The following is a 25,268-nucleotide window of genomic DNA, read 5'->3' as shown; positions in this document are numbered from 1 at the left end:
CGACACTGTCCCGTGTTTCAGGCAACTGTCTATTGATCTTGGGCCTCTGGCAAAAGTTCCAATTATTTATAGCCATGCTGAAGCGACATTGAGCAACCGTGCGCTGAAAAAGCCTGTTTCATCCTCGATACAGTCGCCTTTTCCCAAAACGACAGAAAAAAACTCCCGACGAAGCGTCAAGCATTTGTCGTCACAGTAGTTTCACAATGCCATACGAGCCCGGCTATTGTGCCGCTCCCCCCCTCTATATACTAGTGGGCTGTGTGGCTGTCTTGACTCGCCGATCCAGCTGTCTTGCGCCAACCCCGACCCGGGTCGCTTTGAGCGGAATCCTGAAATGAGCCAACAGTTTCAACACGATGTTCTGGTCATTGGCAGCGGCGCTGCCGGTTTGAGTCTCGCGCTGACCCTGCCGGGTCATTTGCGCATTGCCGTATTGAGCAAAGGCGATCTGGCCAACGGCTCGACCTATTGGGCCCAGGGTGGCGTCGCTGCCGTGCTGGACGATACCGACACTGTCGAATCCCACGTCGATGACACGTTGAATGCCGGCGGCGGCCTGTGCCATGAAGACGCTGTACGCTTTACCGTCGAACACAGCCGCGAAGCCATCCAGTGGCTGATCGACCAAGGTGTGCCTTTCACCCGAGACGAACAGTCCGGCACAGAAGACGGCGGTTTCGAATTCCACCTGACCCGCGAAGGCGGTCACAGCCATCGGCGCATCATTCACGCCGCCGATGCAACGGGCGCGGCGATTTTCACCACCCTGCTCGCCCAGGCCCGACAACGCACCAATATCGAACTGCTGGAGCAGCGAGTTGCCGTTGATCTGATTACCGAACGTCGCCTGGGCATGGACGGTGATCGCTGCCTCGGCGCCTACGTGCTGAATCGCGCCACCGGTGAAGTCGACACCTACGGCGCGCGCTTCGTGATCCTCGCCTCCGGCGGCGCAGCCAAGGTCTACCTCTATACCAGCAACCCCGACGGCGCCTGCGGCGATGGCATCGCCATGGCCTGGCGTTCGGGCTGTCGGGTGGCGAACCTGGAGTTCAACCAGTTCCACCCCACCTGCCTGTATCACCCGCAGGCCAAGAGCTTCCTGATCACCGAAGCCTTGCGCGGTGAAGGTGCGCACCTGAAGCTGCCCAACGGCGAACGGTTCATGCCGCGCTTCGACAAACGTGCCGAACTCGCGCCGCGCGACATCGTTGCCCGGGCCATCGACCATGAAATGAAGCGCCTGGGCGTCGATTGCGTTTATCTCGACATCAGTCACAAGCCCGAAGCCTTCATCAAAAGCCACTTCCCGACGGTTTATGAGCGCTGCCTGGGCTTCGGCATCGACATCACCAAGCAGCCGATCCCGGTGGTGCCGGCCGCGCACTACACCTGCGGCGGCGTGATGGTCGACCAGCACGGTCGCACCGATGTCCCGGGCTTGTACGCGATTGGCGAAACCAGCTTCACCGGTTTGCACGGCGCCAACCGCATGGCCAGTAATTCGCTGCTCGAATGCTTCGTCTATGCCCGTTCGGCCGCAGCGGACATTCTCGCGCAACTGGATGATATCGCGCCGCCAGACGCCCTGCCCGAGTGGGACGCCAGCCAGGTGACCGATTCGGACGAAGACGTGATCATTGCCCACAACTGGGACGAACTGCGCCGCTTCATGTGGGACTACGTGGGCATCGTGCGCACCAACAAGCGTCTGCAACGCGCGCAACACCGTGTGCGCCTGTTGCTGGACGAAATCGACGAGTTCTACAGCAACTATAAAGTCAGCCGCGACCTGATCGAGCTGCGCAACCTGGCGCAAGTCGCTGAACTGATGATCTGCTCGGCCATGGAACGCAAGGAGAGTCGTGGCCTGCATTACACCCTCGACTACCCGAACCTGCTGCCCGAGGCACTCGACACTATTCTGGTGCCGCCCACCTACGCCGGCTGAACTTGAGCCGCACCCGCAGGCGTCGGTGCACATCCGCCGCCTGCGCATCACGTGGTACGCAGATCGACCGGACACGCCACTCCCCGCGCAAACGAAACCGCAGCACCACAATCAGTGGCAGCGCCAGGCTGTCGGGGCGCAATTGCGCCGCTTGCCAGCCGCCCGCCTGACTCCACAGCTGCCAGCCGTCGGCGTCACGCCGCACCCCACAGAAGGCGTCGGGATGCGTCAGCAGCACCTGCCGCGGGAGTAACCAGAACGCATGCGTCAGACAGACAAAAGCTCCGAGCAGACTGGCCCAGAGAGGAATTGAAAGCATGAACAAGGTACCCAGAGCGAACGCCTGGGCCAACAGATACGCCGCCAGCAACTGCCGTGAGGCATGCCAGCGGCATTCGAACGTGTTACTTGGGCTGAACACGATCCAGAATCATCCGGACCATGCGCTGCAGCTCCGGGTCTTCGGATTCGCTGCGCTCCATGAACCAGCCGAACATGTCCTGATCCTCACAGGTCAGCAGGCGGACATACAAATCGCGATCGACCTGGTTGAGGTGCGGGTAAGCTTCTTTCACGAACGGCACCAGCAACACGTCAAGCTCAAGCATGCCGCGACGGCTGTGCCAAAAGAGGCGATTCAGTTCAACTTGTTCGACCATGGAGCCCTCCTCAAATAGGCGCGCAGTATACAGCCCCGAGACGGGACGCGCAGTCGGCTTTGGTCGGGCACCACCGATCCTTTATCAACTACCCATTTCAACAACGCGCCCTTATGATGTGCCCCAGACTTTTTACCCTGCGATGACCCATGGCCGATTCTGCTTTTTTCTGCACCCTGTCTCATGAAGGCGTACTCGCGGTTCGCGGCGTGGATGCCGGCAAATTCCTGCAAGGCCAATTGACCTGCAACATCAATTACCTCAGTGACAGTCAGGCCAGCCTCGGCGCGCGCTGCACGCAAAAAGGCCGGATGCAGTCCAGCTTCCGCATTCTGCTTGAAGGTGACGGCGTGCTGCTGGCGATGGCCAGCGAGCTGCTGGAGCCGCAGTTGGCGGACCTGAAAAAGTACGCGGTGTTCTCAAAATCCAAATTGACCGACGAAAGCGCCGCCTGGGTGCGTTTTGGTCTGGAGCACGGTGATGCAGCCCTGGCCGGACTCGGTCTGCAGTTGCCCGCCGACACCGACAGCGTCGTGCGCAGTGAAGGCCTGATCGCGATTCGCGTCTCGCCGAATCGCGCCGAACTCTGGGTGCCGGCCGATCAGGCCGATACCCTCAAGGCCAAATTGGCCGCTGCCCTGCCTGAAGCCGGGCTCAATCAATGGCTGCTGGGGCAGATCCGCGCCGGTATCGGTCAGGTCATGCCGAGTACCCGCGAGCTGTTCATCCCGCAGATGCTCAACCTGCAAGCCATCGGTGGCGTGAGCTTCAAGAAAGGCTGCTACACCGGACAGGAAATCGTCGCGCGCATGCAGTACCTGGGCAAACTCAAGCGCCGCCTGTATCGCGTGCAACTGGATGCGACTGATCTGCCGGAACCGGGCACCCCGCTGTTCGCCCCAAGCCACGGCAGTGCCATCGGCGAAGTGGTGCTGGCTGCCCGCGCCGAAGAAAATATTGAACTGCTGGCGGTGTTGCAGGCCGAAGCTGCCGAAGCGGGTCATCTGCACCTGGGCGCCCTCGAAGGCCCCGCGCTGCATTTGCTCGACTTGCCCTACGAACTGGATCGCGACCGCGAAATCCAGCGCTGATCGCAGCATTTGTTGCAACACCCTAGAGAGTCCACATGAGCGAGCTGGCGGATAAGGTCCAACAGGATTTGGTTGAGGCCATCGATAACGATGACCTGGTTCTGCCAACGTTACCGGAAGTGGCCCTGCAAATTCGCAAGGCTGCTGAAGACCCGGAAATCAGCGTCAGCGATCTGAGCAAAGTGATCGGCCGAGACACGGCGCTATCTGCGCGCCTGATCAAAGTGGTCAACAGTCCGCTGCTGCGCGCCGCGCAGGAAGTGACCGACCTGCACACCGCCATCACCCGGCTGGGCATCAACTACAGCAGCAACCTGGCGATCGGCCTGGTGATGGAGCAGATTTTCCACGCACGCTCCGAGGTGGTCGAACAGAAAATGCGTGATGTCTGGCGCAGCAGCCTGGAGATCGCCGGCGTCAGCTACGCACTGTGCCGGCGCTACACCCAGCTCAAACCGGATCAGGCGGCTCTCGGAGGGCTGGTGCATCAGATCGGCGTGCTGCCGATTCTGACCTACGCCGAAGATCACTACGAACTGCTGTCGGATCCGGTCAGTCTCAACCATGTGATCGACCACATTCATCCGCTGCTGGGCGACAAGTTGCTGCGCGTCTGGGAGTTCCCGGAAAGGCTGGTGGAGCTGCCGGGGCTGTATCAGGACTTCAAGCGCGATTCGGCGCAGATCGATTACGTCGATCTGGTACAGGTGGCGAGCCTGTATTGCCACAAGGACACCGATCATCCGTTTGCGCGGATCGATCCGCTCAGCGTTCCGGCGTTTCGCAAACTGGGGATTGATCCGGAGAACCAGGCGCTGTGCGCGGACCTGGAAGAATCGCGGACGATGTTTTACTGATCCAAGACTGCGGCGCGGCCTTCGCGAGCAAGCCCGCTCCCACAGGGGTTTTGTATAAGACACGGCTCAATCTGGGAGCGAGCCTGCTCGCGAAGAGGCCACCACAGGCACCGAAGATCATCCCGCGATAAAACTGACCCGCACTTTAAGCCCTGCCTGCTCACCGTCATGCAAGGTGATCTGCGCCAGGTGCGCCCGGCAAATCTCTCCGACAATCGCCAGCCCCAAGCCTGAGCCCGCGACCTGCTGGTTGCGCCGGTAGAAGCGCTCAAACACCCGATCACGCTCTTCCAGCGGAATCCCCGGCCCGTCATCTTCGACCTCAAGTACCGCCGGCGCCGCCACCCGCAGAATCACATTGCCGCCCGGTGGCGTATGCGCCAGGGCGTTGTCCACCAGGTTGCTCAGCAGTTCATTGAGCAGCGTGGGTTCGCCGCGCAGCCACACCGGTTCATCCGCCTCCAGCGCCAGCGCCACCCCACGTGCGTGCGCCAAGGGCGCCATGGCCATGCCCAATTCACGGGCCAACTGGCTCAGATCGAGCAGTTGTGCGCCGCCCTCGGCAATCGCCCGAGCACCGTTTTCTACCCGCGCCAGTGACAGCAATTGATTGGCCAGGTGAGTCAGGCGATCGGTGCTTTGCGCCGATGACTCCAGGGTGGTGCGCCAGGTTTCTGCTTCGCTGGAACGCAATCCCAGCTCCAGCCGCGCCTTCAACGCGGCCAGCGGTGTGCGCAGTTCGTGCGCGGCATCGGCGATGAACTGCGCCTGACGCTCGAACTGCCCGCGCAGACGTTCGGTGAAATGGTTGAGCGCGCGCACCAGTGGCCACAATTCACGCTGCACTTCCACGAGCGGCAGCGGCCGCAAATCATCCGGCTGACGCTCCTCCACCGCCGTGCGCAAGCGCTCCAGCGGGCGCAGCGCCGCACTGACTGCAAACCACACCAGCAACAAAGCACCAATGGCCAGCATCCCCAGGCGCAACAGCGTGTCGGCCGCCAGACTGCGGGCCATGGCGACCCGCGCCTCGTCGGTTTCAGCGACACGGATTTCCGCCATGCCGTTCATGTTCGGCTCGGTCACCGCTTTGAGCAGACTGACCACACGTACGTTCTGCCCGCGATACGTTGCGTTATAGAAGCGCGCCAACGCTGGATAATCGTCGGTGCGTCGCGTGCCAGGTGGTGGTCCGGGCAGATTTTCATAACCGGAAATCAGCTTCTGATGAATGTCGTTGACCTGGTAATAGATCCGCCCGGCACTGTCGTACGCGAACGTATCGAGGGCCACGTAAGGCACGTCGGCGCTGAGCGTGCCGTCGCGCTGCGACAACCCGGCGGCGATGGTGCGGGCCGAGGCCAGCAAGGTCCGGTCGTAGGCGGTGTCGGCGGCTTCGCGCCCGTTCCAGTACGCGCTCAAGCCACTGGCGAGCATCAACACCACCAGCAGCAATGCGAGGTTCCACAGCAACCGCCAGCGCAGGCTGCTGGGCTTATGCATCGCGGCTTTCCAGCAAGTAACCGAGGCCGCGAAAGGTCACGATCGCCACCGGTTGGCCGTCGAGTTTCTTGCGCAGCCGATGCACGTAGATTTCGATGGCGTCGGGGCTGGCTTCTTCGTCGAGACCGAACACCTGTGCAGCCAGCTGCTCCTTGCTCATCACCCGTCCCGGACGGGCGATCAATGCTTCAAGCACTGCCTGCTCGCGCGAGGTCAACGTGAGCAATTCTTCGCCTAGGCTGAAGCGCCGGGTGTCCAGATCGTAGGCCAGCACGCCGCAACGCTGCTGACGTTCACCGCCGAGCACACTGCGCCGCAGCAGGGCTTTGACCCGGGCCTCGAGTTCGGTCAGTTCAAACGGTTTGGCCAGGTAATCGTCAGCGCCGAGATTCAGGCCGTGAACCCGGTCTTTCACATCGCTGCGCGCTGTCAGCATCAATACCGGCAGATTTTTGCCGCGTGCACGCAGACGCGCCAGCACCTCGAAACCGTCCATGCGCGGCAAGCCGACATCAAGGATTGCCATCGCGTATTCCTCGCTGCTCAGGGCCAGGTCGGCCGCCACGCCATCGTGCAACACGTCCACGGTCAGACCGGTGCTCTTGAGCGCCTGGGCGACACTTTCGGCCAGTTGCAGATGGTCTTCGACGAGCAGAACACGCATGGATCTCTACCTCATTCAGGGATGGCCGACGCCACTCTTTGCCGCGGAGTTTACAGCCGCAACCGCCGCTGTGAAGCCCGAAAACCGCGAAATCCAGCTGAAAGGTTAGCGAAAGGTTAGGTCGTTAGAGTCCGGTCACGGACAGTTTCGACTGCCGTCGCTGCTGCCACACAGCGATACGAAAAACGCCTCGAAGCGTTTTCGACCAATAAGAACAATAAACGGAGTACACCGCGCATGCCGTCCTTGCAGACCAGGGCTCTCACGCCCGCTCGCCCTTCGCGTTTCAGCCACACCGCCCTCGCCAGTGCCGCCGCCCTCGCCGGTTTTTCGCCGCTGAGCTATGCCGACTTCATCGAAGACAGTTCCGCTACCTTCGAAACCCGCAACATGTACTTCAACCGCGACTTTCGTGACGGCACCAGTGCCCAGCAAAGCAAGCGTGATGAATGGGCGCAGGGTTTCATGCTCAACCTGCAATCGGGTTACACCGACGGCACCGTGGGGTTTGGTGTCGATGCACTGGGCATGCTCGGGGTCAAGCTTGATTCGAGTCCGGACCGCACCGGCACCGGCCTGTTACCGACCCACGATGACGGGCGCGCCGCCAACGAATATTCCAAGGTCGGCCTGACCGGCAAGGTCAAAATCTCCGCCACCGAACTGAAAATCGGCAGCCTGATTCCTGAGCTGCCGATCCTCAAGCCGAACGACGGGCGCATCCTGCCGCAGACCTTTGAAGGCGGTTTGCTGACCTCCAAAGAGATCAAGAACCTGACCTTCACCGGTGGGCGTCTGGACAAGGCCAAGGATCGCGACAGCACCGATTTCGAGGACATCGCCCTCAACAACAAGAACAGCCGTTTTGCCGGCACCGCCGCCGGCAAGCATTTCGACTTTGCCGGCGTGGACTACAAGTTCACCGACAAGATCACCGGCAGTTACCACTTCGCCCAACTCGATGAAGTCTACAACCAGCACTTCTTCGGCCTCGTTGCCTCGCGCCCGATGGGTCCGGGCACGTTCGCCACCGACCTGCGTTTCGCCGTCAGCGACGATCAAGGCGCAGCCCGTGGCGGCGAGATCGACAACCGCTCGCTCAACGGTCTGGTCAGCTATGCCTTGAGCGGCCACAAGTTCACGGCCGGTTATCAGCACATGTCCGGCGACAGCGCCTTTCCGTATGTCGATGGCAGCGACCCGTACCTGGTCAACTTCGTGCAGATCAACGACTTCGCCGGCGCCGAAGAGCGTTCGTGGCAAGCGCGGTACGACTTTGACTTCGCCCGCCTCGGCATTCCCGGCCTGTCGTTCATGAGCCGTTACCTGAGCGGTGACAACATCAAGCTCAAGAACGGCGAAGAAGGCAAAGAGTGGGAGCGCAACACCGAGATCAAATATGTAGTACAAAGCGGCGCCCTGAAGGACGTTGCCGTACGCCTGCGTAATGCCACCTACCGTTCCAACTACTCCGCTCGCGATGCCGATGAAGTGCGTCTGCTGGTGAGCTATAGCGTTGCCCTTTGGTAATTCAGTACGTCCATAACAACAACTCCCAAGGAGACATAGATGAACTTATCACTGCGTAAAGTTGCTCTAGCCGCTGGCGTCATGCTGTTCGCCGGCCAACTGATGGCGGAACCGAAACGTCCCGAATGCATCGCACCGGCCTCCCCCGGCGGCGGCTTCGACCTGACCTGCAAACTGGCGCAGAGCGCGCTGGTCAACGAAAAACTGCTGACCAAACCGATGCGCGTGACCTACATGCCCGGCGGTGTCGGCGCGGTGGCGTACAACGCGGTGGTCGCTCAGCGTCCGGCCGATGCCGGCACACTGGTAGCGTGGTCCAGCGGTTCGTTGCTGAACCTGGCGCAAGGCAAGTTCGGTCGCTTCGATGAAACCAACGTTCGCTGGCTGGCCGCTGTCGGCACCAGTTACGGCGCCATTGCGGTAAAAAGCGACTCGCCCTACAAAACCCTCGACGATCTCGTAAAGGCGCTGAAGAAAGATCCGAGCTCTGTGGTGATTGGTTCCGGTGGCACCGTCGGCAGTCAGGACTGGATGCAGACCGCACTGATCGCCAAGGCTGCCGGGATCAACCCGCGTGACCTGCGTTACGTCGCCCTCGAAGGTGGTGGCGAAATCGCCACCGCGCTGCTCGGCGGTCACATCCAGGTCGGCAGCACCGACATCTCCGACTCCATGCCGCACATCCAGAGCGGCGACATGCGTCTGTTGGCCGTGTTCGCCGACAAGCGCATCGACGAGCCCGAAATGAAAGACATCCCGACTGCCAAGGAACAAGGCTACGACATCGTCTGGCCGGTGGTGCGCGGTTTCTACCTGGGGCCAAAAGTCAGCGACGAAGACTACGCCTGGTGGAAAGACGCATTCGACAAACTGCTCGCCTCGGATGACTTCGCCAAGCTGCGCGATCAGCGTGAACTGTTCCCGTTCGCCATGACCGGCCCGGAGCTGGATACCTACGTGAAGAAGCAAGTGGCAGATTACAAAGTGCTGGCCAAAGAGTTCGGCCTGATTCAGTGATCGTCTCTGTCTAGCGGCCGTAGCCTCCATTCTCGGGGGCTGCGGCACAGGAGTTTCTCATGCTCTTACAACGCATTTTCGCCTCGGTGCTGTTGCTGGTCTGTGTCGGCCTGGCATTGATGGCGTGGCCGTACCAAGCGGCCTTTTCCTACGAACCGGTCGGCCCCCGCGCCTTTCCTCTGCTGATGCTCGGGCTGATGGGCGCCGCGCTGCTGTACATGGTGTTCCGCCCGGCACCGATCAAACACAGCGCTGACGAACCGCCGCTGGACCGCGCCACTCTGACCAAGATCGGCATCTGCGTGGTGCTGTTGTTGGTGTTCGCCGGCACCTTTGAACCGCTGGGCTTCATTGCCGCCAGCATCATCACCGGTGTCCCGATGGCACGCCTGTATGGTGGCCGCTGGCTACCGAGCGTGGTGATCATCAGCCTGATGGCCGTCGGTCTTTACCTGCTGTTCGACCGTTTGATGGACGTCCCGCTGCCTCTCGGCCTGCTCGACGTTCTGGAGAACTGATATGGATACTCTTGGCTATTTGGGTCAGGGTTTCGGCGTTGCGCTGAGCCCGTACAACCTGGTGACCGCCCTGTGCGGCACGCTGATCGGCACGGTCGTCGGGCTGCTGCCGGGGCTCGGCCCGATCAACGGCGTGGCACTGCTGATCCCCATCGCATTCGCCCTCGGCCTGCCGCCGGAATCGGCGTTGATTCTGTTGGCCGCGGTGTATCTGGGCTGCGAATACGGCGGACGGATCAGCTCGATTCTGCTGAACATTCCGGGTGAAGCTTCCACCGTGATGACCACCCTCGACGGCTACCCGATGGCCCGCAAAGGCCTGGCCGGTGTGGCGCTGTCGCTGTCGGCATGGAGTTCGTTCATCGGCGCGTTCATCGCCACCTGCGGCATGGTGCTGTTTGCGCCGCTGCTGGCGAAATGGGCGATAGCCTTCGGGCCGGCGGAATACTTCGTGTTGATGGTGTTCGCGATTGTCTGTCTTGGCGGCATGGCCGGCGATCGACCGCTGAAGACCTTTATCGCAGCGTTGATCGGTCTGTTCCTGTCCACCGTCGGCATCGACGCCAACAGCGGGGTGTACCGCTTTACCGGCGACAACATTCACCTCACTGACGGCATTCAGTTTGTCGTGCTGGTGCTGGGCCTGTTCTCCATCAGCGAAATTCTGCTGCTGCTGGAAAAAACCCACCACGGCCAGGAAGCCGTGAAAGCCACCGGCCGGATGATGTTCAACTTCAAGGAAGCGGCGTCGGTGTTCGTGGTGAACATCCGTTGCGGCGTGCTCGGTTTCATCATGGGCGTACTGCCGGGTGCCGGCGCGACGCTGGCCAGCGCCGTGGCCTACATGACCGAGAAACGCATCGCCGGTGCCAGCGGCAAATTCGGTGAAGGCGATGCCCGTGGCCTCGCGGCGCCGGAAACCGCCATCGGCGGCGCGGCGTGCGGCGCACTGGTGCCGATGCTGACCCTCGGCGTTCCAGGTTCCGGCACCACGGCAGTGATGATTGGCGCCCTGTCGCTGTACAACATCACGCCGGGTCCGCTGCTGTTCCAGCAACAACCGGACATCGTCTGGGGCCTGATCGCTTCGCTGTTCATCGCCAACGTCATGCTGGTGATCCTCAACATCCCGATGATCCGCGTGTTCACCCGCATCCTCGCCGTGCCGAACTGGGCACTGGTGCCGGTCATCGCGATCATTACCGGGATCGGCGTATACGCCGTACATGCGACAACGTTCGATCTGTTCCTGATGATCGGCATCGGCATCTTCGGCTACATCCTGCGCAAGCTGGACTTCCCGCTGTCGCCGCTGTTGCTCGGTTTCATCCTTGGCGGCCTGATGGAGCAGAACCTGCGTCGCGCCCTGTCGATCTCCAACGGTGCGCTGGAAATCCTCTGGTCGAGCCCGATCACCTTCGGCTGCTGGATTCTGACCGCGATCATGCTGTTGATGCCGATCATCCGCATCTGGCGCAAACGCTCTGCCGCGCAGCGCGCCATTGCCGATGTTTGATCGCTCCTCGCTGAAATCCTGGTGGGGAACCCCGCTGGTCGGTCTGCTCGGCGGCTATGTCGCCAGCCAGATCGGCTGGCCTCTACCGTGGATGGTCGGCTCGTTGCTGGCGATCATCCTCGTGCGCTGCCTGACCCCGTGGCAACTCACGGAAATCCCCGGCGGGCGCAAATGTGGTCAATGGATTGTCGGAATCGGCATAGGCCTGCACTTCACTCCTGTGGTGATGGAGCAGGTACTCAGTCATTTCGGTTTGATCTTCTTTGGGGCGCTGGTCACCAGTCTTTCGGCGGTGGTCGGCGTGTGGCTGATGCGTCGCACCGGTGAGGATCGCGCAACAGCGTTCTTCTCCAGCATGCCCGGTGGTTCTGGCGAGATGGTCAACCTCGGCGCACGCAATGGCGCGATGCTCAGCCACGTTGCGGCGGGGCAGAGTTTACGGGTGTTGGTGGTCGTCCTCTGTGTACCGGCAGCGTTCAAGTATTTGCTCGGTGACGGGACGCCGATTGCTCACGCCGGCAGCGTCGACTGGCGCTGGCTGGCGATCCTGTTTCCAGCGGGCGGCCTGCTTGCCTGGCTCTGGCAGCGTCTGCGTCAACCCAATCCCTGGCTGTTCGGGCCGTTGCTGGTGAGTGCAGCGGTGAGTATTGGCTGGGATTTGCACATCGGCTTGCCCAACGGCGGCAGTCAGATTGGCCAGTGGCTGATTGGCAGCGGCTTGGGTTGCCACTTCAACCGACAGTTCTTCCGGCGCGCGCCGTCATTCATGGGCCGCACGTTGATCGGCACGGCGCTGACCATGTTGATCGCCACATTGGCGGCGCTGGGCTTGAGTGCGCTGACCCATCTGGATCTGCGTTCGCTGACATTGGGCATGATGCCCGGCGGGATTGCCGAGATGAGCCTGACGGCGGAGACCTTGCAACTGTCGGTGCCGCTGGTGACGGCGATGCAGGTGATGCGACTGTTGTTCGTGCTGTTTTTGGCGGAGCCGTTGTTCAAGTACTGGAGTCGTAGTCCCGAATAAAACCGCGTCGCTCTTTTCGCGAGCAGGCTCGCTCCCACAGGGTTTTGGAGTGTTCACATAATCTGTGGCACCCACAAGAATCTGTGGGAGCGGGCTTGCTCGCGAAGGGGCCGGCCCGGCCAGCCAGTCAAACTGGCGGCAGACGCCACTCGATCGGCGCTTCGCCATTCTGCTCCAGAAACTTGTTGGTCCGGCTGAAATGCCCACACCCCAGGAATCCCCGATACGCCGACAACGGCGACGGGTGCACCGAGGTCAGCACCAAGTGCTTGGTTGCATCGATCAGCTTCTGCTTGCTCTGCGCATGCGCGCCCCACAGCATGAACACCAGATGCGGCTGCCGCTCGCTGACCAGTTCAATGATCCGGTCGGTGAAGAACTGCCAGCCCTTGTCCTTGTGCGCGTTGGCATTGGCACGCTCGACCGTCATGGTGGTGTTGAGCATCAACACGCCCTGATCAGCCCAGCTCTGCAAATAGCCGTGGTTGGGGATGTCGATGTTCAGGTCGCGTTTCAACTCTTTATAAATGTTGACCAGCGACGGCGGCGCCGGCACGCCCGGCTGCACCGAGAAGCACAAGCCATGGGCCTGGCCCGGGCCGTGATACGGGTCCTGACCGAGGATGACGACTTTCACCTTGTCCAGCGGCGTGGAGTTCAGCGCATTGAAAATCAGTGGGCCCGGGGGATAGATTTCCTTGCCGGCCGCCCGCTCCTGTTGCAGGAAGTTGCGCAACTCTGCCATGTAGGGCTGGTCGAACTCAGCACGCAGTGCCTCCTTCCAGCTCGGTTCGAGTTTGATACGGTCGTCAGCAGTCATGGTTACATCCGGCGAAAACAATTGGGGCGAACCCTAGGAAACCCGCCCATGCTTGTCAATTGATCTGACGCAGATCCGGCACTTTCCCACACAGCGATCATACTGATCGTTCAAATTCCCGATCGAGGTCACGATGAATCTGCACTTCGAAGAACTTACCGGCACCGATGGCGCCCGTCTCGGGGTCGCCAGCCTGGACGCTGAAAAGTCGCTCAATGCGCTGTCCTTGCCGATGATCAACGCCCTGAGCGACAAACTGAACGCCTGGGCCAAGGATCCGCAAATCGTCTGCGTATTGCTGCGCGGCAACGGCGCCAAGGCATTCTGCGCCGGTGGCGAAGTGCGCAGCCTGGTGGAAGCCTGCCGCGCCCACCCCGGCGAAGTCCCGCCACTGGCCGCGCAATTTTTCGCCGCGGAATACCGACTGGACTACAGCCTGCACACCTACCCCAAACCGCTGATCTGCTGGGGCCACGGTTATGTGCTCGGCGGCGGCATGGGCCTGTTGCAAGGCGCCAGCACGCGGATCGTCACTCCGAGCAGCCGCCTGGCGATGCCGGAGATCACTATTGGTTTGTATCCGGATGTTGGCGCCAGTTGGTTTCTGTCGCGACTACCGGGCAAGCTTGGGCTGTTCCTTGGTTTGACCGGCGCGCACATGAACGCTCGTGATGCGATTGATCTGGATCTGGCCGACCGCTTCCTCCTCGATGAACAGCAACCGGAGTTGATTGAAGGCCTGCTGCAACTCAACTGGCAGGAACAGACCGACATGCAGCTCAACAGTCTGCTCAAGGCCCTGCAACAGGAAGCCGTTGGGCAAATGCCCGAGGCGCAGTGGCTGCCACGCCGTCAGCCGATCGACGAACTGCTCGACGTCAGCGATGTGACATGCGCCTGGAAAGCCATCAGCCTGCAACGCGACAGCAGCGACCCGCTGATCGCCCGCGCCGCGAAAACCCTGAGTGACGGCTCACCGCTGACCGCACACCTGGTCTGGGAACAGATCCTGCGCGCCCGCTATCTGTCACTGGCCGAAGTCTTCCAGATGGAATACACCCTGAGCCTCAATTGCTGCCGCCATCCGGAATTCAGCGAAGGGGTGCGGGCTCGGCTGATCGACAAGGACCAGAAACCGCACTGGCATTGGCCGGACATCAACAACATCCCGGACGCGGTGGTCGAGGCGCATTTTCACAAGGTGTGGGAAGGTAGGCATCCGCTGGCGGATCTGACGCAGTACTAAATTTTCCATGTTCCTGCGATGGCGGCCTCTGGCCCCTATCGCGGGCAACCTGACTGGCGTTATCGCAACTCGGGATTCAACTGGTAAAAATTGATGATTTCCACCGTTGCCTGCAGCGCTTCCGCATCATTTTTTTTCAGAATATCCTCTACGTCCCTCAGCGGTGGAAGCGGATGCAGCAACTCAACGAATTGGTCCGCAGAATAGTCTTGAGTAGATTTATCTTCTCTTGTGACCCTGATGAAACTGATAGCAGCATCACCGCCCAGAAAGTGGTTGGACACCCGGATCTTTGGAGCCACGCCGTAATTCACAACAATGACCAGATCATCTCGTTCACGGTGAAATTTGATCTGATGAATAGACAGTCCGAACGCTGAAAAGTCGACACCATCAATGCCGCCACCGGCATTAACAATCAAATCTCTCCCGAGCCCATCATATTTATAAATATCATTGCCAGCACTGCCGGATAGCGTGTCATTTCCTGCACCACCCACCAGCACGTCATCATCGGCATCGCCAGTAATTAAATCATCACCCTGCATTCCGCGTATTTCTCCCGCGCCACTCAGAGTGTCATTACCATTACCGCCCACGAGCGGGAGCGCTTGACTCTCTCTAAACGATTGGGCGCGTGCCGTGCCAGTAATGAGTACGCCTTGATGATGAGTATCCGGGGCAGGACCCAACTGACTTGTTTCCAATAGATGCTTCAAACTGACGCTTGAACCATCAGCAAACCTTATCAACTCGATACCAGATCCACCAAAATCGCCTGCACCCGGTAAAACAATGCGAACCTGCTGGGAGTCACCCCATTTGATATCGAGGGTCGAATACAGCATCTGTGCCCGAGGCGGATGGCGAGAGGCATCGCGCGGCGGATCAGGTGCCAGCTCAATATTTACTGCTTCGATCAACGTCGCCCCCCAACTTAATTGCAGCGCCTCCCGCTGCGCGTCATCAGGAAGAATGACGGTATCTTCATCGACCAACCCATACTCATCCCTCCATCCGGTAACACCCACCTCAGGGCGGTGAAAAACAGGACTCAGAACATCCGCGATAATAGTTGTCGCTCCAGCATGCGCTTGCACAATGTAGGTATCAGCGCCATTTTCACCGTAAAGCCAATCAACCCCTGAACCACTGATTAAATAATCAGCGCCTTCGGATCCCAGCAACGTATCGTTGCCTGCGCCAGCCGACAGAACAGCACCGGGGAACCGGTCATTCACTGATCCATAATCAAGCAACGAGCGTGCATAAGTGACTATCAGGTCATTGCCCGTACCACCGTGAAATACATTCCCGACTTCGAGGTTTACTCGCCCGCCGGCATCATCACCCTGGACAGTTTTATGCTTGACCGTTTCAGTCATAACATTCTGGCGAAACTCTTTACGGACAGTTTCACCAGAGCCGAAGCTTCCTGCCGAATAGATGTACCAACCCTCAATCGCGCCTGACTCCTTTCTATCCTCTACGATTACATCTCCCGCTTTAAACGAAAATCCGCTGCCAGAACCAGACCGATAATAATATGGTTTATTAACAGATGAAGAGATTGCTCCTTCTGCCTTTACATGTCTAAAAGTGCTCTGGGATGTAGAGCTTGTCTGCCTATCGCTATACACGGCACGGCCAGATACCGAGCCCATCCATTGTGGCGTATCAGACAAGGCTCCGTTCTCGATACTCTCTTCAATCAAGTCAGTATCAGCGATGTAACCCGCAGCAGTGCTTACTATGTGACTTCTGACCCAGACGCCGTGATCATTTAGAGTAAAACCCGCCGCCCGCCTGCGTGCCGAACGTTTCCCTTGAATGTCTGCAAGGAATCTTCCAGTCCCAGAAACGCCACTATCAACTTTCGCACCATTCCCTTCACTGGCAACATCAATGGCTGCCTGAACCGACGTACCTGCCAAGTCTCTGGATTCACTTGTGCCGCCTATCTCCCCTTGGTTCACCACCCCCTCCGTGACTGTCGGGACGATCACCACTACCGGAACAAGTGTCTTCTTGATGACATCCTGGTAACTCAGGACTGCGCCATTACTGAAACTGAAAGTTGAGCCCTGCCACTTCTCCTGATTTTTGATCAGAATGGCGTCACCTGCTCCGTTCGACAATCGCAATACCGGGCCTATTTCAATCTCAAGAATTTCAGCTTTCAGGTTCTCCGCAGAAAACCCGGTTCCAAATTTCATGACATTATTGCCACCGGCGTCGGCGATAACATCAAGCCCGTCACCGGCTCCGAAATAGTAAATGTCATCCCCGCCCAGGGCCTCCAGGTGATCATTGCCGGCTCCGCCATCGAACACATTATTTCCTGAATCACCGCGTAGAAAATCCGCACCCTCACCGCCGAATAATGTGTCGTCCCCACCGCCACCAAGCAACGTATCGTTGCCTGAACCACCGTCCATATAATCTGCGCCATGTTCGGCCTCAGGCGTTTGCTCGTAGTCGCCAGATATCAAGTCATCGCCAGCACCGCCCAGAAGCGTGTCGGCGCCTAAACCACCCCAAAGCGTATCGTTTCCTGCATCACCTCCAACGTAGTCATCGTTGGTTCCACCGGACTGCAGGTTTGGCTCGTCGCCATCAAGAGCATCGGCCCCTGGGCCGCCTATCAATGTGTCACAGCCGCCTAATCCACGAAGCGTATCGTCCCCCCAACCGCCATCGAGCAGATCATCACCGTGGTAACGAATCGGATGGTCGTGGTAATCGCCAACCAACTCGTCGTTACCAGCGCCACCCAACAGCAAATCATCAGCACCACCGCCCCAGAGTGTGTCGTCTCCTGGACCACCATCCAGAAAATCACGTCCGAAGAAATCGGCCGCGTCACCCGCTACACCGTCCAATACCTCGTCATCACCCTTCAGGACATCGTTGCCGGGACCGCCATACAGCACGTCACTGCCACCGTTCCCGGCAAGAGCATCATCGCCACTGCCCCCCTCCAGCAGATCGTTGCCGTGGTGTTTGCTTTGCAGTCCTCCACCCCAATCAAGATTGTCTCCCAGTAATGTGTCGTTGCCGCTTCCGCCAACTAAGGTGTCGCTGCCTTCTCCGCCGTATAGATGATCATCCTCAGTTCCGCCGTCAATAAGATCCGCGCCCCAGCCACCCTTGATAAAGTCTCTTCCGCCCTGGCCGTACAGTACGTCATCATCTCCCTCCGATGGATTGCTCAACGAGGCCTTGGAAAACACGGCACGGTGACTGGTGACACTGCCTGCTATGGGAACGTCGATCTGCTTGAAACTCCAACCCTGCTCCAACGCTCCAGTCGCTTCATCACCGGATAACATGTCGTCACCTGCTCCTCCAACCAACGTGTCTCGCCCGTTCCCACCGAGCAGCACATCTTGGGAAGCGGTACCGACAAGAAGATCTTCACCCTCTCCTCCATCTAACCAGTCACCACGGTTTGTTTTCCCTTTAGCAATATCAGCCATCGCTTTTTCCAGGGTCGTCTGTTTGTCCCCAAATAAGAGGTCGCTTCCAGCTTTGCCGAATATTCGATCAGAACCACCGAGCCCAAGAATGACGTCATTCTTGGGCGATCCGTAAAGTACGTCAGACTTGTTCCGGTGTTTTACCTTGGGCAATAGCACTGCATTGCCCAAGTCATCATAAGAAGGCTGATCACCCGGCACATCCGGATCGCTATCTTTCGCTTTCCAGTCACCTTGAACAACCAAATCGGCGGCAGAACAGGATTGTGCTTCGTAATCCGGGAGCACTATGCCCAACATCCCGGGCCTGTAGTGCTTTACGACAATCAGATCGCTCCGGCCGTATTTGATGTTCAGCGTGCTCTCAACAAGTTCTTCGATGAGCGTCAACGTTATGGCTTGATCTTCCGTAAACCACGTATTGCTTATAGGCGCGCTGCGTTTAAGGGCGGGAATCGGAAGGCCGTTTATCAACAACTGCCCATCAGCATTTGAATCGAAAATCTCATCGATTCCGTCACCGCTGGCAAACTCGTACCGGTCATTCCCATGGCCACCCGTCAGAGAATCATTGCCCCTGCCGCCGTTCAAAACATCATCACCCCCCATCCCGTATAGCGCGTCATTGCCGTCGCCACCGCTTAACGAGTCGTTGCCGCGAGCACCTTCGATAACGTCGTTACCCGCCAGTCCATTGATCGAATCATTGCCTGCGCCGCCATATAGATGATCGGCATTTGTCGTGCCACCGAAAGATCGCCCTCCGTCATCACCGAACATCACCAACGGGTTAGATACGCCAGTCGTCATGGGTGCCTGTTTCCCCGAGGCGAGATCGGTTAAGGAAAACTTCTGTAGTGTGTTTTTTCCGAATGAGCCATGGGTTCTGGAAATCAACCGGGCCAACATTTCTGCGCGATCAGAAATCCACTGTTCGGTAATAAAACCTTCGCCAGTGATGGGGTCATAAAGCTCCAGCTCGCGACCGGGGAACCCGTCATCTCGCTCTATGACTATTTCACTTAGCTGTTTAAGCGAGTTTCGTAATGCTTGGCCGATTGGCGTTGCTTGGCTGGCTTGCTTTGTCCACGCGGTGACGCTGCCGTACTCTCCAATGGTCTTGGTAACGATGCTTTGGGATTGAGTCGGTGTAAACGCTGAGAAAAATGCGTACGCGTTGGTCGCGAGCGTTTCCTCGGTGGTGGGCGCGGCATTAAAGCCGCCGTCGTATGTTCGCCTGAACATGTCAAAAAAAGCATTTACGCCATATCGCAATATCAGATCAACGATGGGCGAAACAGGTGTGCCTTTCACCACGTACTGAATTAATGGATTAGTGTTCCCACTGGCCATTGCAATTTTTATTTGCTCAGGCACTACCGAAAACACGCTCTCAAGCACATTGAGACCAAAGTTATTGATCGCTGCGCGAAGGCCGACACTGTATGAATCGATGGCAAATAGAATATTCTTGAAATCATCGAACCTATTAACTTTAGCCAGTTCATGACTGCCTTTTATTTCTGAGCTGGGGTCGCCTGCGGAAATTAATCTCCAGGTTTCATATGGGGGTTTGCCACCTAACAGGCTGAACCCGATTGTTCCTGACCAACCGGCGTTACGGCTTGTAGCGGTATCGTCTTCGCCATTTTCATCATGAAATAAGACTTTTCCAATGGCGCTCGCATCAATGGCGGCTATCTGACTGATTGAAGGTACGGTCCAAGGAGCCAGATCGTCTTTAGCTGAACCGTACAGCAGCGTGTTCATAAAGTTTACAGCAACCTGATTAGAGGACTCTTGCATCCTTGCTTCAGTAAATCTTTTATCTAGTCTAAGCTCGCCCTGCCGCAGGGTGTAGGCGCGAATCAATGCAGAGTAAGCACCTTGCCCGCCGTTGGCGTCAATCGCAACATCGAGCCAAAGTTTGGCACTCTTAAAAATATTTATTACATCGCTGTCAAAAGCAACATTACCGGAAATCTTTTCGCCAATAACATCAGATAAATACTGATAAAAGGAAGCGCAGCTTCTCCCTTCTTCCGCCAAAGCTATAAACTTCTCATCACGCTGGGTAAACCGCATTCCAGCACAAGAGTTCGCGACCTTCAAAATTAATGCTCTTTCTAAACCATCATAAATATAGCTCATAGTTACTTCCCTGTAATTATGGAACGTGACAGATATTCGCTGACAAATTTTAGTGCTTCAGGAGCGCCACGCAACGAACGAGTACTTAAGCTGACGCGTCCATCCCCACCTGAGAAATCAAAACTGTAGAGTTCGACCGTGCAGCGGGTCTGCAACTCGCCAAAATCCAAATTCTCTAATTGCTCTTTATTAAGCTTCAACAAGTCTTGCCTACCCAAACCCGCTGCTTTAACCCTGTCACCAGGATAATTCAAACCATCACAACTTATCGTCCGAGGTGTTCCGTCATGTCGCCGCCAGTTATGCATAACGAATGTTGTAATGAGAAAATCATTTTTTGAACTAGGTGGAGAAGCGTCAAGCCAAAGCTCTAACCCCGGATATTTTTTAAGTTTCACAATCAAATCATCCGGCCAATCAACATGCCGTCCACCCATCGTATGCGGCTCAGCGCGCTCCTTCCGGGTGTAGAGTCTGGCAGCAACCTGGAAATACCCCCAATTGGAAGGCTTTTCTATCCCGCTCAACTCATACTCCGTACGAAGTTCGGTTCCCGTCCACCAAAACGAACCCTCAAGAACATCGGCAATACATGACCCGTCACTCTTCAAAGTCGATCCGAAATAAAAACCGGGTATCCGAGTCCGATCAAGCAAGCTCCCGCCCCGGATAGGAACCTGCTCCATACCCGCCAGTTTTTTACTGCAGCCCCCTTGTTCCTTTTGATAAATCGCCCTGCGCTCTGCCGCCGCCTCCCATTCAATATAAAAATCCACCACCCAATAGCACACCAAAAAAACCAGACCATATTTAAGTAATGATTTACACCGCCTAAAGGCTTCCTTGCGAGAAATCTTAAGCATTTCAAATCTCCATTTTTAAATGACGAAAAACTCTAGTTAGAACCGACCAGCCATCGCATCTTCAAACACCTGAAAGTACCCCTTCAGGCCAGCACTGACATCAAAGCTACTTGCCGTTAGCCGTGCAGCTTTTCTGACATGCTCAAAATCACTCGGACAACTTAGAACTCTGCATACGCTGGCCGCTATTGATTCAATCTGGAAAAAGTCGGCAAGAACCCCATTACGTCCGTGAACAACAACTTCCTTCACCGGAGCTGTATCAGAAGCGACTACCACACAGCCAGACGCCATAGCCTCCAACAAGGACCACGACAAAACGAACGGATACGTCAAGTAAACGTGCACTGTTGAAACGTTCAGAACAGCTCTATATTTCTGGTAAGGTAGTTTCCCTGTGAAATGCACATTGGAAACATCGCAACTCACCTCCGACAACATCCGTTCTCGCCAACTCTTATACCCAACAGGCCCACGCCCATAGCTGACTTCATCTCCGCCAACGATAACTATTTGTGAGGCTGGACACTCAGCCTGAATACAGGAAATGGATCTCATAAAAATATGGAACCCACGATAGGGTTCGAGGTTTCTCGCAACGTACGTCACTATTGGCTGGCACGCCTTAATCACACACCCACTGGGTAGTCTTACAGACTCAACCGTCTCATCATGGGATGCTTGAATAACGCCCTCATGAATGACACGAATTTTAGACTGATAAATTTTCGGAAAAAGATCACGTTGCCATCGCGTAGGCGCAATTCCAATATCACACTGATCAAGATTCAAGAGATGCATTGAGTTCAATACTCTGAGTCTTGACGAAGCGTCCGGCGCATTTGGAAATTCAGGATCAAAATCAGAGTCCGCACCCTGCGCTCGATAATAATATTCACAGAAGTGAATCAGCGGCACGTCCGGGTATACGTCTTTGGCGAATAGCGTTTCACCCCACCCGGGATGAGCAAGGATAATATCGGGTCGATAGCCTTCTTGCTTGAGTTGCTTCAACAACCAAAAAACACTTTGCCCATCCAACACAGCCGTTTCATATGAACGTAAATAGGCATGCCCATCATTAAACCCTTTTATTAAAGAATGATAATGAAGCAATTTCACCCCAACCATACCCGGAGCTGTATCACGCCCAATTGCAAGCACGTTGAAACGTCTCCGCAGCGCCTCCATTGCAACATGGCGAAACTGGCCGGGAAAATTCTGATGAACAATAAGTAAATTCATACCTGAAAAAACATCCGTGTTTGTGCAGCTCCAAAAATTGAAGTCTTCCAACATCAATGGGCGTATACAAACGCTAACAAACATTCAGAAATAAAACTGTAGGAGGCTTCCGAGAACGTCCTAGGAGATGGAGCAAGCCACACCATTTTCCGCAGGCACAAAAAAAGCGGCGCTCAATGCGCCGCTTTTTTGTTTGCGGATGATTACCAGCGACCGCCTCGGCCGCCATGGTCACCCCGATTACCGTGATGATCACGCCCGCCCCGGTCGCGGTCCCAACCACCACCGCGGTGGCCGTCCCAGCGCCCACGGTCATTGTCGTGCCAACGACGGCTCTCGTAGTAGCGCGGCGCTGGCTGGTAGTAACGCGGCGCCGAGTAGTAACGCGGAGCCGGTTGATAGTAACGCGGGGCCGCCTGGTAATAGCGCGGGGCCGAGTAATAGGTGCTGCCACCGCTGTAGTAAGTGCCGCCAGTGTTGTAGTAGGCCGGTGCGGGTGAGGTGTAGACCTGCGAACTGTAATAACTGTCTGCGTAGGAATATGGAGCGCAACCGGCAACGGAAAACATCATCGCAGCAAGTAGAAGAATTCGTCGATACATGGCGGCCTCCTGGACCGCGGGTAGCCGCACCAGCGACGCTGGCAGGCATCAGTCGTTTATTCGGTGACTGACGAATTATCTGACAGCGTTTTCCGAATCTGGTGCGTTTCAGCAACAAGTTGAAACAAGTGATTCATGAAATCCTGTTCATTTGGAAAACGCTGTCATTCAGCCGGTGATCAGTGGTGCCCACCGTGATATCCGCCGCCGTGATATCCGCGCCCGTAGCCGCCGCGATAGCCGTAGCCACCGTAGTAATAGCGGGCGCCGCCGTAGTAACGCGGCCCGTAATAGCCGCTGTAGTAGTAAGGCGAGTAGTAGCCGGGATAGTAATAAGTGGCGGGATAAGCGTCGTAAGGACCGGCGTAGTAATAACAACCGGACAAGCCCCGACCGAGCACGGCGCCCAGCAGCACGCGACGCAACCGTTTTGAAATACTCATGACGGCCTCCTGAAAGACCCACGGCCGCAGCAAGACAGCGCAGCCGACACAAGTTTTGACTGTCTGGGTTGGGGCAAGTGCCGGGCTCGCGCAGGCTTCAGATCAGCGGTGTCAATCAGACCAAAAATCCCCTGTGGAAGCGGGCTTGCTCGCGAAAGCGGTATTCCTGTCACATCAATGTTAACTGACCCTCCGCAATCGCGAGCAAGCCCGCTCCCACAGTCGGCCTGTGGGATGTCCAGAAATACAGGAACGACCATTCGCGCCGCGCATGGAGCAGTTATTTCCCGGCAGTGCCACTAGAATGCTGCCATCGGCTTATCTGCCTACGGAATCGCCCATGCCGCACAGATCTGCGCTGTACACGCAACGCTCGCTGGTTCTGACACTGGTCGCCCTGCTCGGCGCCGGCTTCCTGGCCACTTCGTTGCTCAGCTATTACGCCTCACGGGCGTCGATCCGCGACAGCATCATCAACACCGAACTGCCGCTGACGTCCGACACGGTCTACTCGGAAATCCAGAAAGACCTCGTCAGACCGATCCTGATTTCCTCGATGATGTCGCGCGACACCTTCATGCGTGACTGGGTGGTAAACGGTGAAAAAGATCCGCTGCAGATGACCCGTTACCTCGATGAGGTCATGACCCACTACGGCGCCTACACCGCGTTCTTCGTGTCCAACAGCAGCCACACTTACTACCACGCCAAGGGTGTGCTCAAGCAGGTGAAGATCGATGAGCCGCGCGATGCCTGGTACTTTCGCGTGCGAGACATGAAAGACCCGTACGAGATCAACGTCGACCCGGACCTCGCCAACAAGGACAACCTGACGTTCTTCATCAACTACAAGGTCTACGACTACAACAACCGCTTCATTGGCGCCGCCGGCGTGGGCCTGACGGTGGACGCGGTGATCAAGCTGATCGACAAATACCAACAACGCTATCAACGCAGCGTGTACTTCGTCGACACCTTCGGCCGGTTGGTATTGACCGGTGCCGAGGGCGGGCCGCAAGGCGCGCCGATCGGTCAGAGCCTCGGCGAACTCGAGAGCATGAAGGGTCTGGTCAGTCAGTTACCCAAACCGCACAGCGGCAGCTACGAATATTCCGCTCACGGTCAGGGGCATTTCCTCAACGTGCGGTTTATTCCGGAGTTGAACTGGTACCTGTTCGTCGACAAGCGCGAAGACGGTGCGCTCAGTGACATTCGTCAGTCGCTGTACCTGAACCTGCTGATCTGCCTGTTGGTGACGCTGGGCGTGCTGGCCCTGCTCAACCGCGTGATCCGCCGTTACCAACGCAAGATCCAGGCGCAGGCCACCCTCGACAGCCTCACCGAATTGCCCAACCGCCGTGGTTTCGACCTGCTCGCCGCACAAGCCCTGCACGAAGCGCAACGCGAACCAAAACCGTTGACTGCGCTGTTAATCGACCTGGATCACTTCAAGACTTTGAACGATACCTACGGACACATGGCCGGTGATCAGGTGCTGATCGGTTTCGCCCGGGATCTGCAAAGCTGCCTGCGCCACTCCGACATAGTCTGCCGTTGGGGCGGTGAGGAATTTATCGTGTTGCTGAAGGACACCGACGGCGACACCGGTCAGAAGATTGCCGAGAAGATCCGTCAGCACGTCGAACAACACGAATATGCCTACGATGGCCACAGCCTGAGTCTGACCGTGAGCATCGGTGCCACCACCCTGCAAGCAGATGACACCTTGCACACCCTGCTGTCCCGGGCCGATCATGCGATGTACCGGGCCAAGCAAACTGGCCGTAACCGTACTTGCGTGGAAATGCCTCACTCGACTTATGCCTGACACCGACGCTAAACCCGACCTCTGCCCCGCCTGCGGCGCCCGCAATGACTGCAGCCTGGCCGACCCGCGAACCGCCGACCGAGCCTGCTGGTGTTATGGCGTGAGCATCGATCCGGCAGTGCTCGAAGCGCTGCCTGCGGCACTGCGCGACAAATCCTGCCTGTGCCCGCGCTGTGCTCAGGTCGAAGCGCAACTGCAAGCAGCAGCGCGGCCGATCCCGTAAGATGCGCGCCCCGACTTTCATCGATACCTGAC

The 25,268-nt window shown here is 57.6% G+C and carries 21 protein-coding genes; 11 read left to right on the top strand and 10 right to left on the bottom strand.

Going from position 1 to position 25,268, the window contains the following annotated elements:
• Window positions 1–337: 337 nt before the first annotated feature.
• Window positions 338–1,954, top strand: a complete 1,617-nt coding sequence (gene nadB / locus AC1UK9_RS07235) for an L-aspartate oxidase (RefSeq protein WP_482579769.1) — start codon at window positions 338–340, stop codon at window positions 1,952–1,954.
• Here nadB and AC1UK9_RS07230 read toward each other — a convergent pair.
• Together AC1UK9_RS07230 and AC1UK9_RS07225 are read right to left on the bottom strand one after the other, a co-directional pair.
• The gene (locus tag AC1UK9_RS07230; protein ID WP_482579768.1) at window positions 1,923–2,375 is read right to left on the bottom strand and encodes a protein YgfX; all 453 of its coding nucleotides are present in this window, start codon (window positions 2,373–2,375) and stop codon (window positions 1,923–1,925) included. The two genes, nadB and AC1UK9_RS07230, sit on opposite strands and share 32 nt — an antisense overlap.
• Window positions 2,359–2,613, bottom strand: coding sequence for an FAD assembly factor SdhE (locus AC1UK9_RS07225; protein WP_025110671.1), 255 nt, complete (start codon window positions 2,611–2,613; stop codon window positions 2,359–2,361). Before AC1UK9_RS07225 ends, AC1UK9_RS07230 begins: the two co-directional genes overlap by 17 nt.
• A gap of 149 nt (window positions 2,614–2,762) precedes the next feature.
• Between AC1UK9_RS07225 and ygfZ the strand changes: the two genes are divergently transcribed.
• Window positions 2,763–3,704, top strand: coding sequence for a CAF17-like 4Fe-4S cluster assembly/insertion protein YgfZ (gene ygfZ / locus AC1UK9_RS07220; RefSeq protein ID WP_025110672.1), 942 nt, complete (start codon window positions 2,763–2,765; stop codon window positions 3,702–3,704).
• A 35-nt stretch (window positions 3,705–3,739) separates the two neighbouring features.
• On the top strand, window positions 3,740–4,561 hold the full coding sequence (locus AC1UK9_RS07215) for an HDOD domain-containing protein (RefSeq protein ID WP_025110673.1): 822 nt from the start codon (window positions 3,740–3,742) through the stop codon (window positions 4,559–4,561).
• 117 nt (window positions 4,562–4,678) lie between these two features.
• Here AC1UK9_RS07215 and AC1UK9_RS07210 read toward each other — a convergent pair whose 3' ends face one another.
• Complete coding sequence (locus AC1UK9_RS07210) at window positions 4,679–6,064, bottom strand: sensor histidine kinase (protein ID WP_025110674.1); 1,386 nt, start codon at window positions 6,062–6,064, stop codon at window positions 4,679–4,681.
• Complete coding sequence (locus AC1UK9_RS07205) at window positions 6,057–6,728, bottom strand: response regulator (protein WP_025110675.1); 672 nt, start codon at window positions 6,726–6,728, stop codon at window positions 6,057–6,059. Before AC1UK9_RS07205 ends, AC1UK9_RS07210 begins: the two co-directional genes overlap by 8 nt.
• Window positions 6,729–6,965: 237 nt before the next feature.
• On the opposite strand from AC1UK9_RS07205, the gene AC1UK9_RS07200 reads away from it, so the two are divergent.
• Genes AC1UK9_RS07200 through AC1UK9_RS07180 form a run of 5 tightly spaced genes read left to right on the top strand, consistent with a single transcriptional unit; the run spans window position 6,966 to window position 12,336 of the window.
• Window positions 6,966–8,258 (top strand): OprD family porin, encoded by a 1,293-nt coding sequence (locus AC1UK9_RS07200; protein WP_473014743.1) that lies wholly within the window; start codon window positions 6,966–6,968, stop codon window positions 8,256–8,258.
• 39 nt (window positions 8,259–8,297) lie between these two features.
• Entirely contained in the window at window positions 8,298–9,275 is a 978-nt protein-coding gene (locus AC1UK9_RS07195) for a Bug family tripartite tricarboxylate transporter substrate binding protein (RefSeq protein WP_025110677.1), read from the top strand.
• 59 nt (window positions 9,276–9,334) lie between these two features.
• Complete coding sequence (locus AC1UK9_RS07190) at window positions 9,335–9,793, top strand: tripartite tricarboxylate transporter TctB family protein (protein WP_473014742.1); 459 nt, start codon at window positions 9,335–9,337, stop codon at window positions 9,791–9,793.
• Between the two features lies 1 nt (window position 9,794).
• The gene (locus tag AC1UK9_RS07185; protein ID WP_025110679.1) at window positions 9,795–11,309 is read left to right on the top strand and encodes a tripartite tricarboxylate transporter permease; all 1,515 of its coding nucleotides are present in this window, start codon (window positions 9,795–9,797) and stop codon (window positions 11,307–11,309) included.
• On the top strand, window positions 11,302–12,336 hold the full coding sequence (locus AC1UK9_RS07180; RefSeq protein ID WP_482579767.1) for an AbrB family transcriptional regulator: 1,035 nt from the start codon (window positions 11,302–11,304) through the stop codon (window positions 12,334–12,336). The genes AC1UK9_RS07185 and AC1UK9_RS07180 overlap by 8 nt, the downstream gene beginning before the upstream one ends.
• 127 nt (window positions 12,337–12,463) lie before the next feature.
• Here AC1UK9_RS07180 and ung read toward each other — a convergent pair whose 3' ends face one another.
• Window positions 12,464–13,156: a uracil-DNA glycosylase gene (gene ung, locus AC1UK9_RS07175; RefSeq protein WP_007963257.1), complete on the bottom strand. Its 693-nt coding sequence runs from the start codon at window positions 13,154–13,156 to the stop codon at window positions 12,464–12,466.
• Window positions 13,157–13,289: 133 nt separating this feature from the next.
• On the opposite strand from ung, the gene AC1UK9_RS07170 reads away from it, so the two are divergent.
• On the top strand, window positions 13,290–14,402 hold the full coding sequence (locus tag AC1UK9_RS07170; protein WP_473014739.1) for an enoyl-CoA hydratase/isomerase family protein: 1,113 nt from the start codon (window positions 13,290–13,292) through the stop codon (window positions 14,400–14,402).
• A gap of 59 nt (window positions 14,403–14,461) precedes the next feature.
• Here the strand turns inward: AC1UK9_RS07170 and AC1UK9_RS07165 are convergent, their stop codons facing one another.
• The 5 genes from AC1UK9_RS07165 to AC1UK9_RS07145 form a co-directional block, all read right to left on the bottom strand.
• Window positions 14,462–20,032 carry a calcium-binding protein gene (locus AC1UK9_RS07165; RefSeq protein WP_482579766.1) on the bottom strand — a complete coding sequence of 1,857 codons (5,571 nt, stop codon included), beginning with the start codon at window positions 20,030–20,032 and terminating at the stop codon, window positions 14,462–14,464.
• 2 nt (window positions 20,033–20,034) lie between these two features.
• Window positions 20,035–20,895 (bottom strand): hypothetical protein, encoded by an 861-nt coding sequence (locus AC1UK9_RS07160; protein ID WP_482579765.1) that lies wholly within the window; start codon window positions 20,893–20,895, stop codon window positions 20,035–20,037.
• 36 nt (window positions 20,896–20,931) lie between these two features.
• Entirely contained in the window at window positions 20,932–22,194 is a 1,263-nt protein-coding gene (locus AC1UK9_RS07155) for a glycosyltransferase family 4 protein (RefSeq protein ID WP_473014734.1), read from the bottom strand.
• Window positions 22,195–22,343: 149 nt separating this feature from the next.
• Entirely contained in the window at window positions 22,344–22,742 is a 399-nt protein-coding gene (locus AC1UK9_RS07150; RefSeq protein WP_025110683.1) for a hypothetical protein, read from the bottom strand.
• A 179-nt stretch (window positions 22,743–22,921) separates the two neighbouring features.
• Window positions 22,922–23,185, bottom strand: a complete 264-nt coding sequence (locus tag AC1UK9_RS07145; RefSeq protein WP_482579764.1) for a hypothetical protein — start codon at window positions 23,183–23,185, stop codon at window positions 22,922–22,924.
• Between the two features lie 340 nt (window positions 23,186–23,525).
• Here AC1UK9_RS07145 and AC1UK9_RS07140 point away from each other — a divergent pair, with 340 nt between their 5' ends.
• Together AC1UK9_RS07140 and AC1UK9_RS07135 are read left to right on the top strand one after the other, a co-directional pair.
• A complete protein-coding gene (locus tag AC1UK9_RS07140; protein WP_482579763.1) occupies window positions 23,526–25,013 on the top strand; it encodes a sensor domain-containing diguanylate cyclase in 1,488 nt (495 codons plus the stop codon).
• On the top strand, window positions 25,006–25,236 hold the full coding sequence (locus AC1UK9_RS07135) for a cysteine-rich CWC family protein (protein ID WP_025110686.1): 231 nt from the start codon (window positions 25,006–25,008) through the stop codon (window positions 25,234–25,236). The genes AC1UK9_RS07140 and AC1UK9_RS07135 overlap by 8 nt, the downstream gene beginning before the upstream one ends.
• Window positions 25,237–25,268: the final 32 nt, after the last annotated feature.

It is taken from the genome of Pseudomonas sp. AK-TSAG1-1 (genome assembly GCF_056821665.1).
This window is presented reverse-complemented; position numbering and strand designations above follow the sequence as displayed.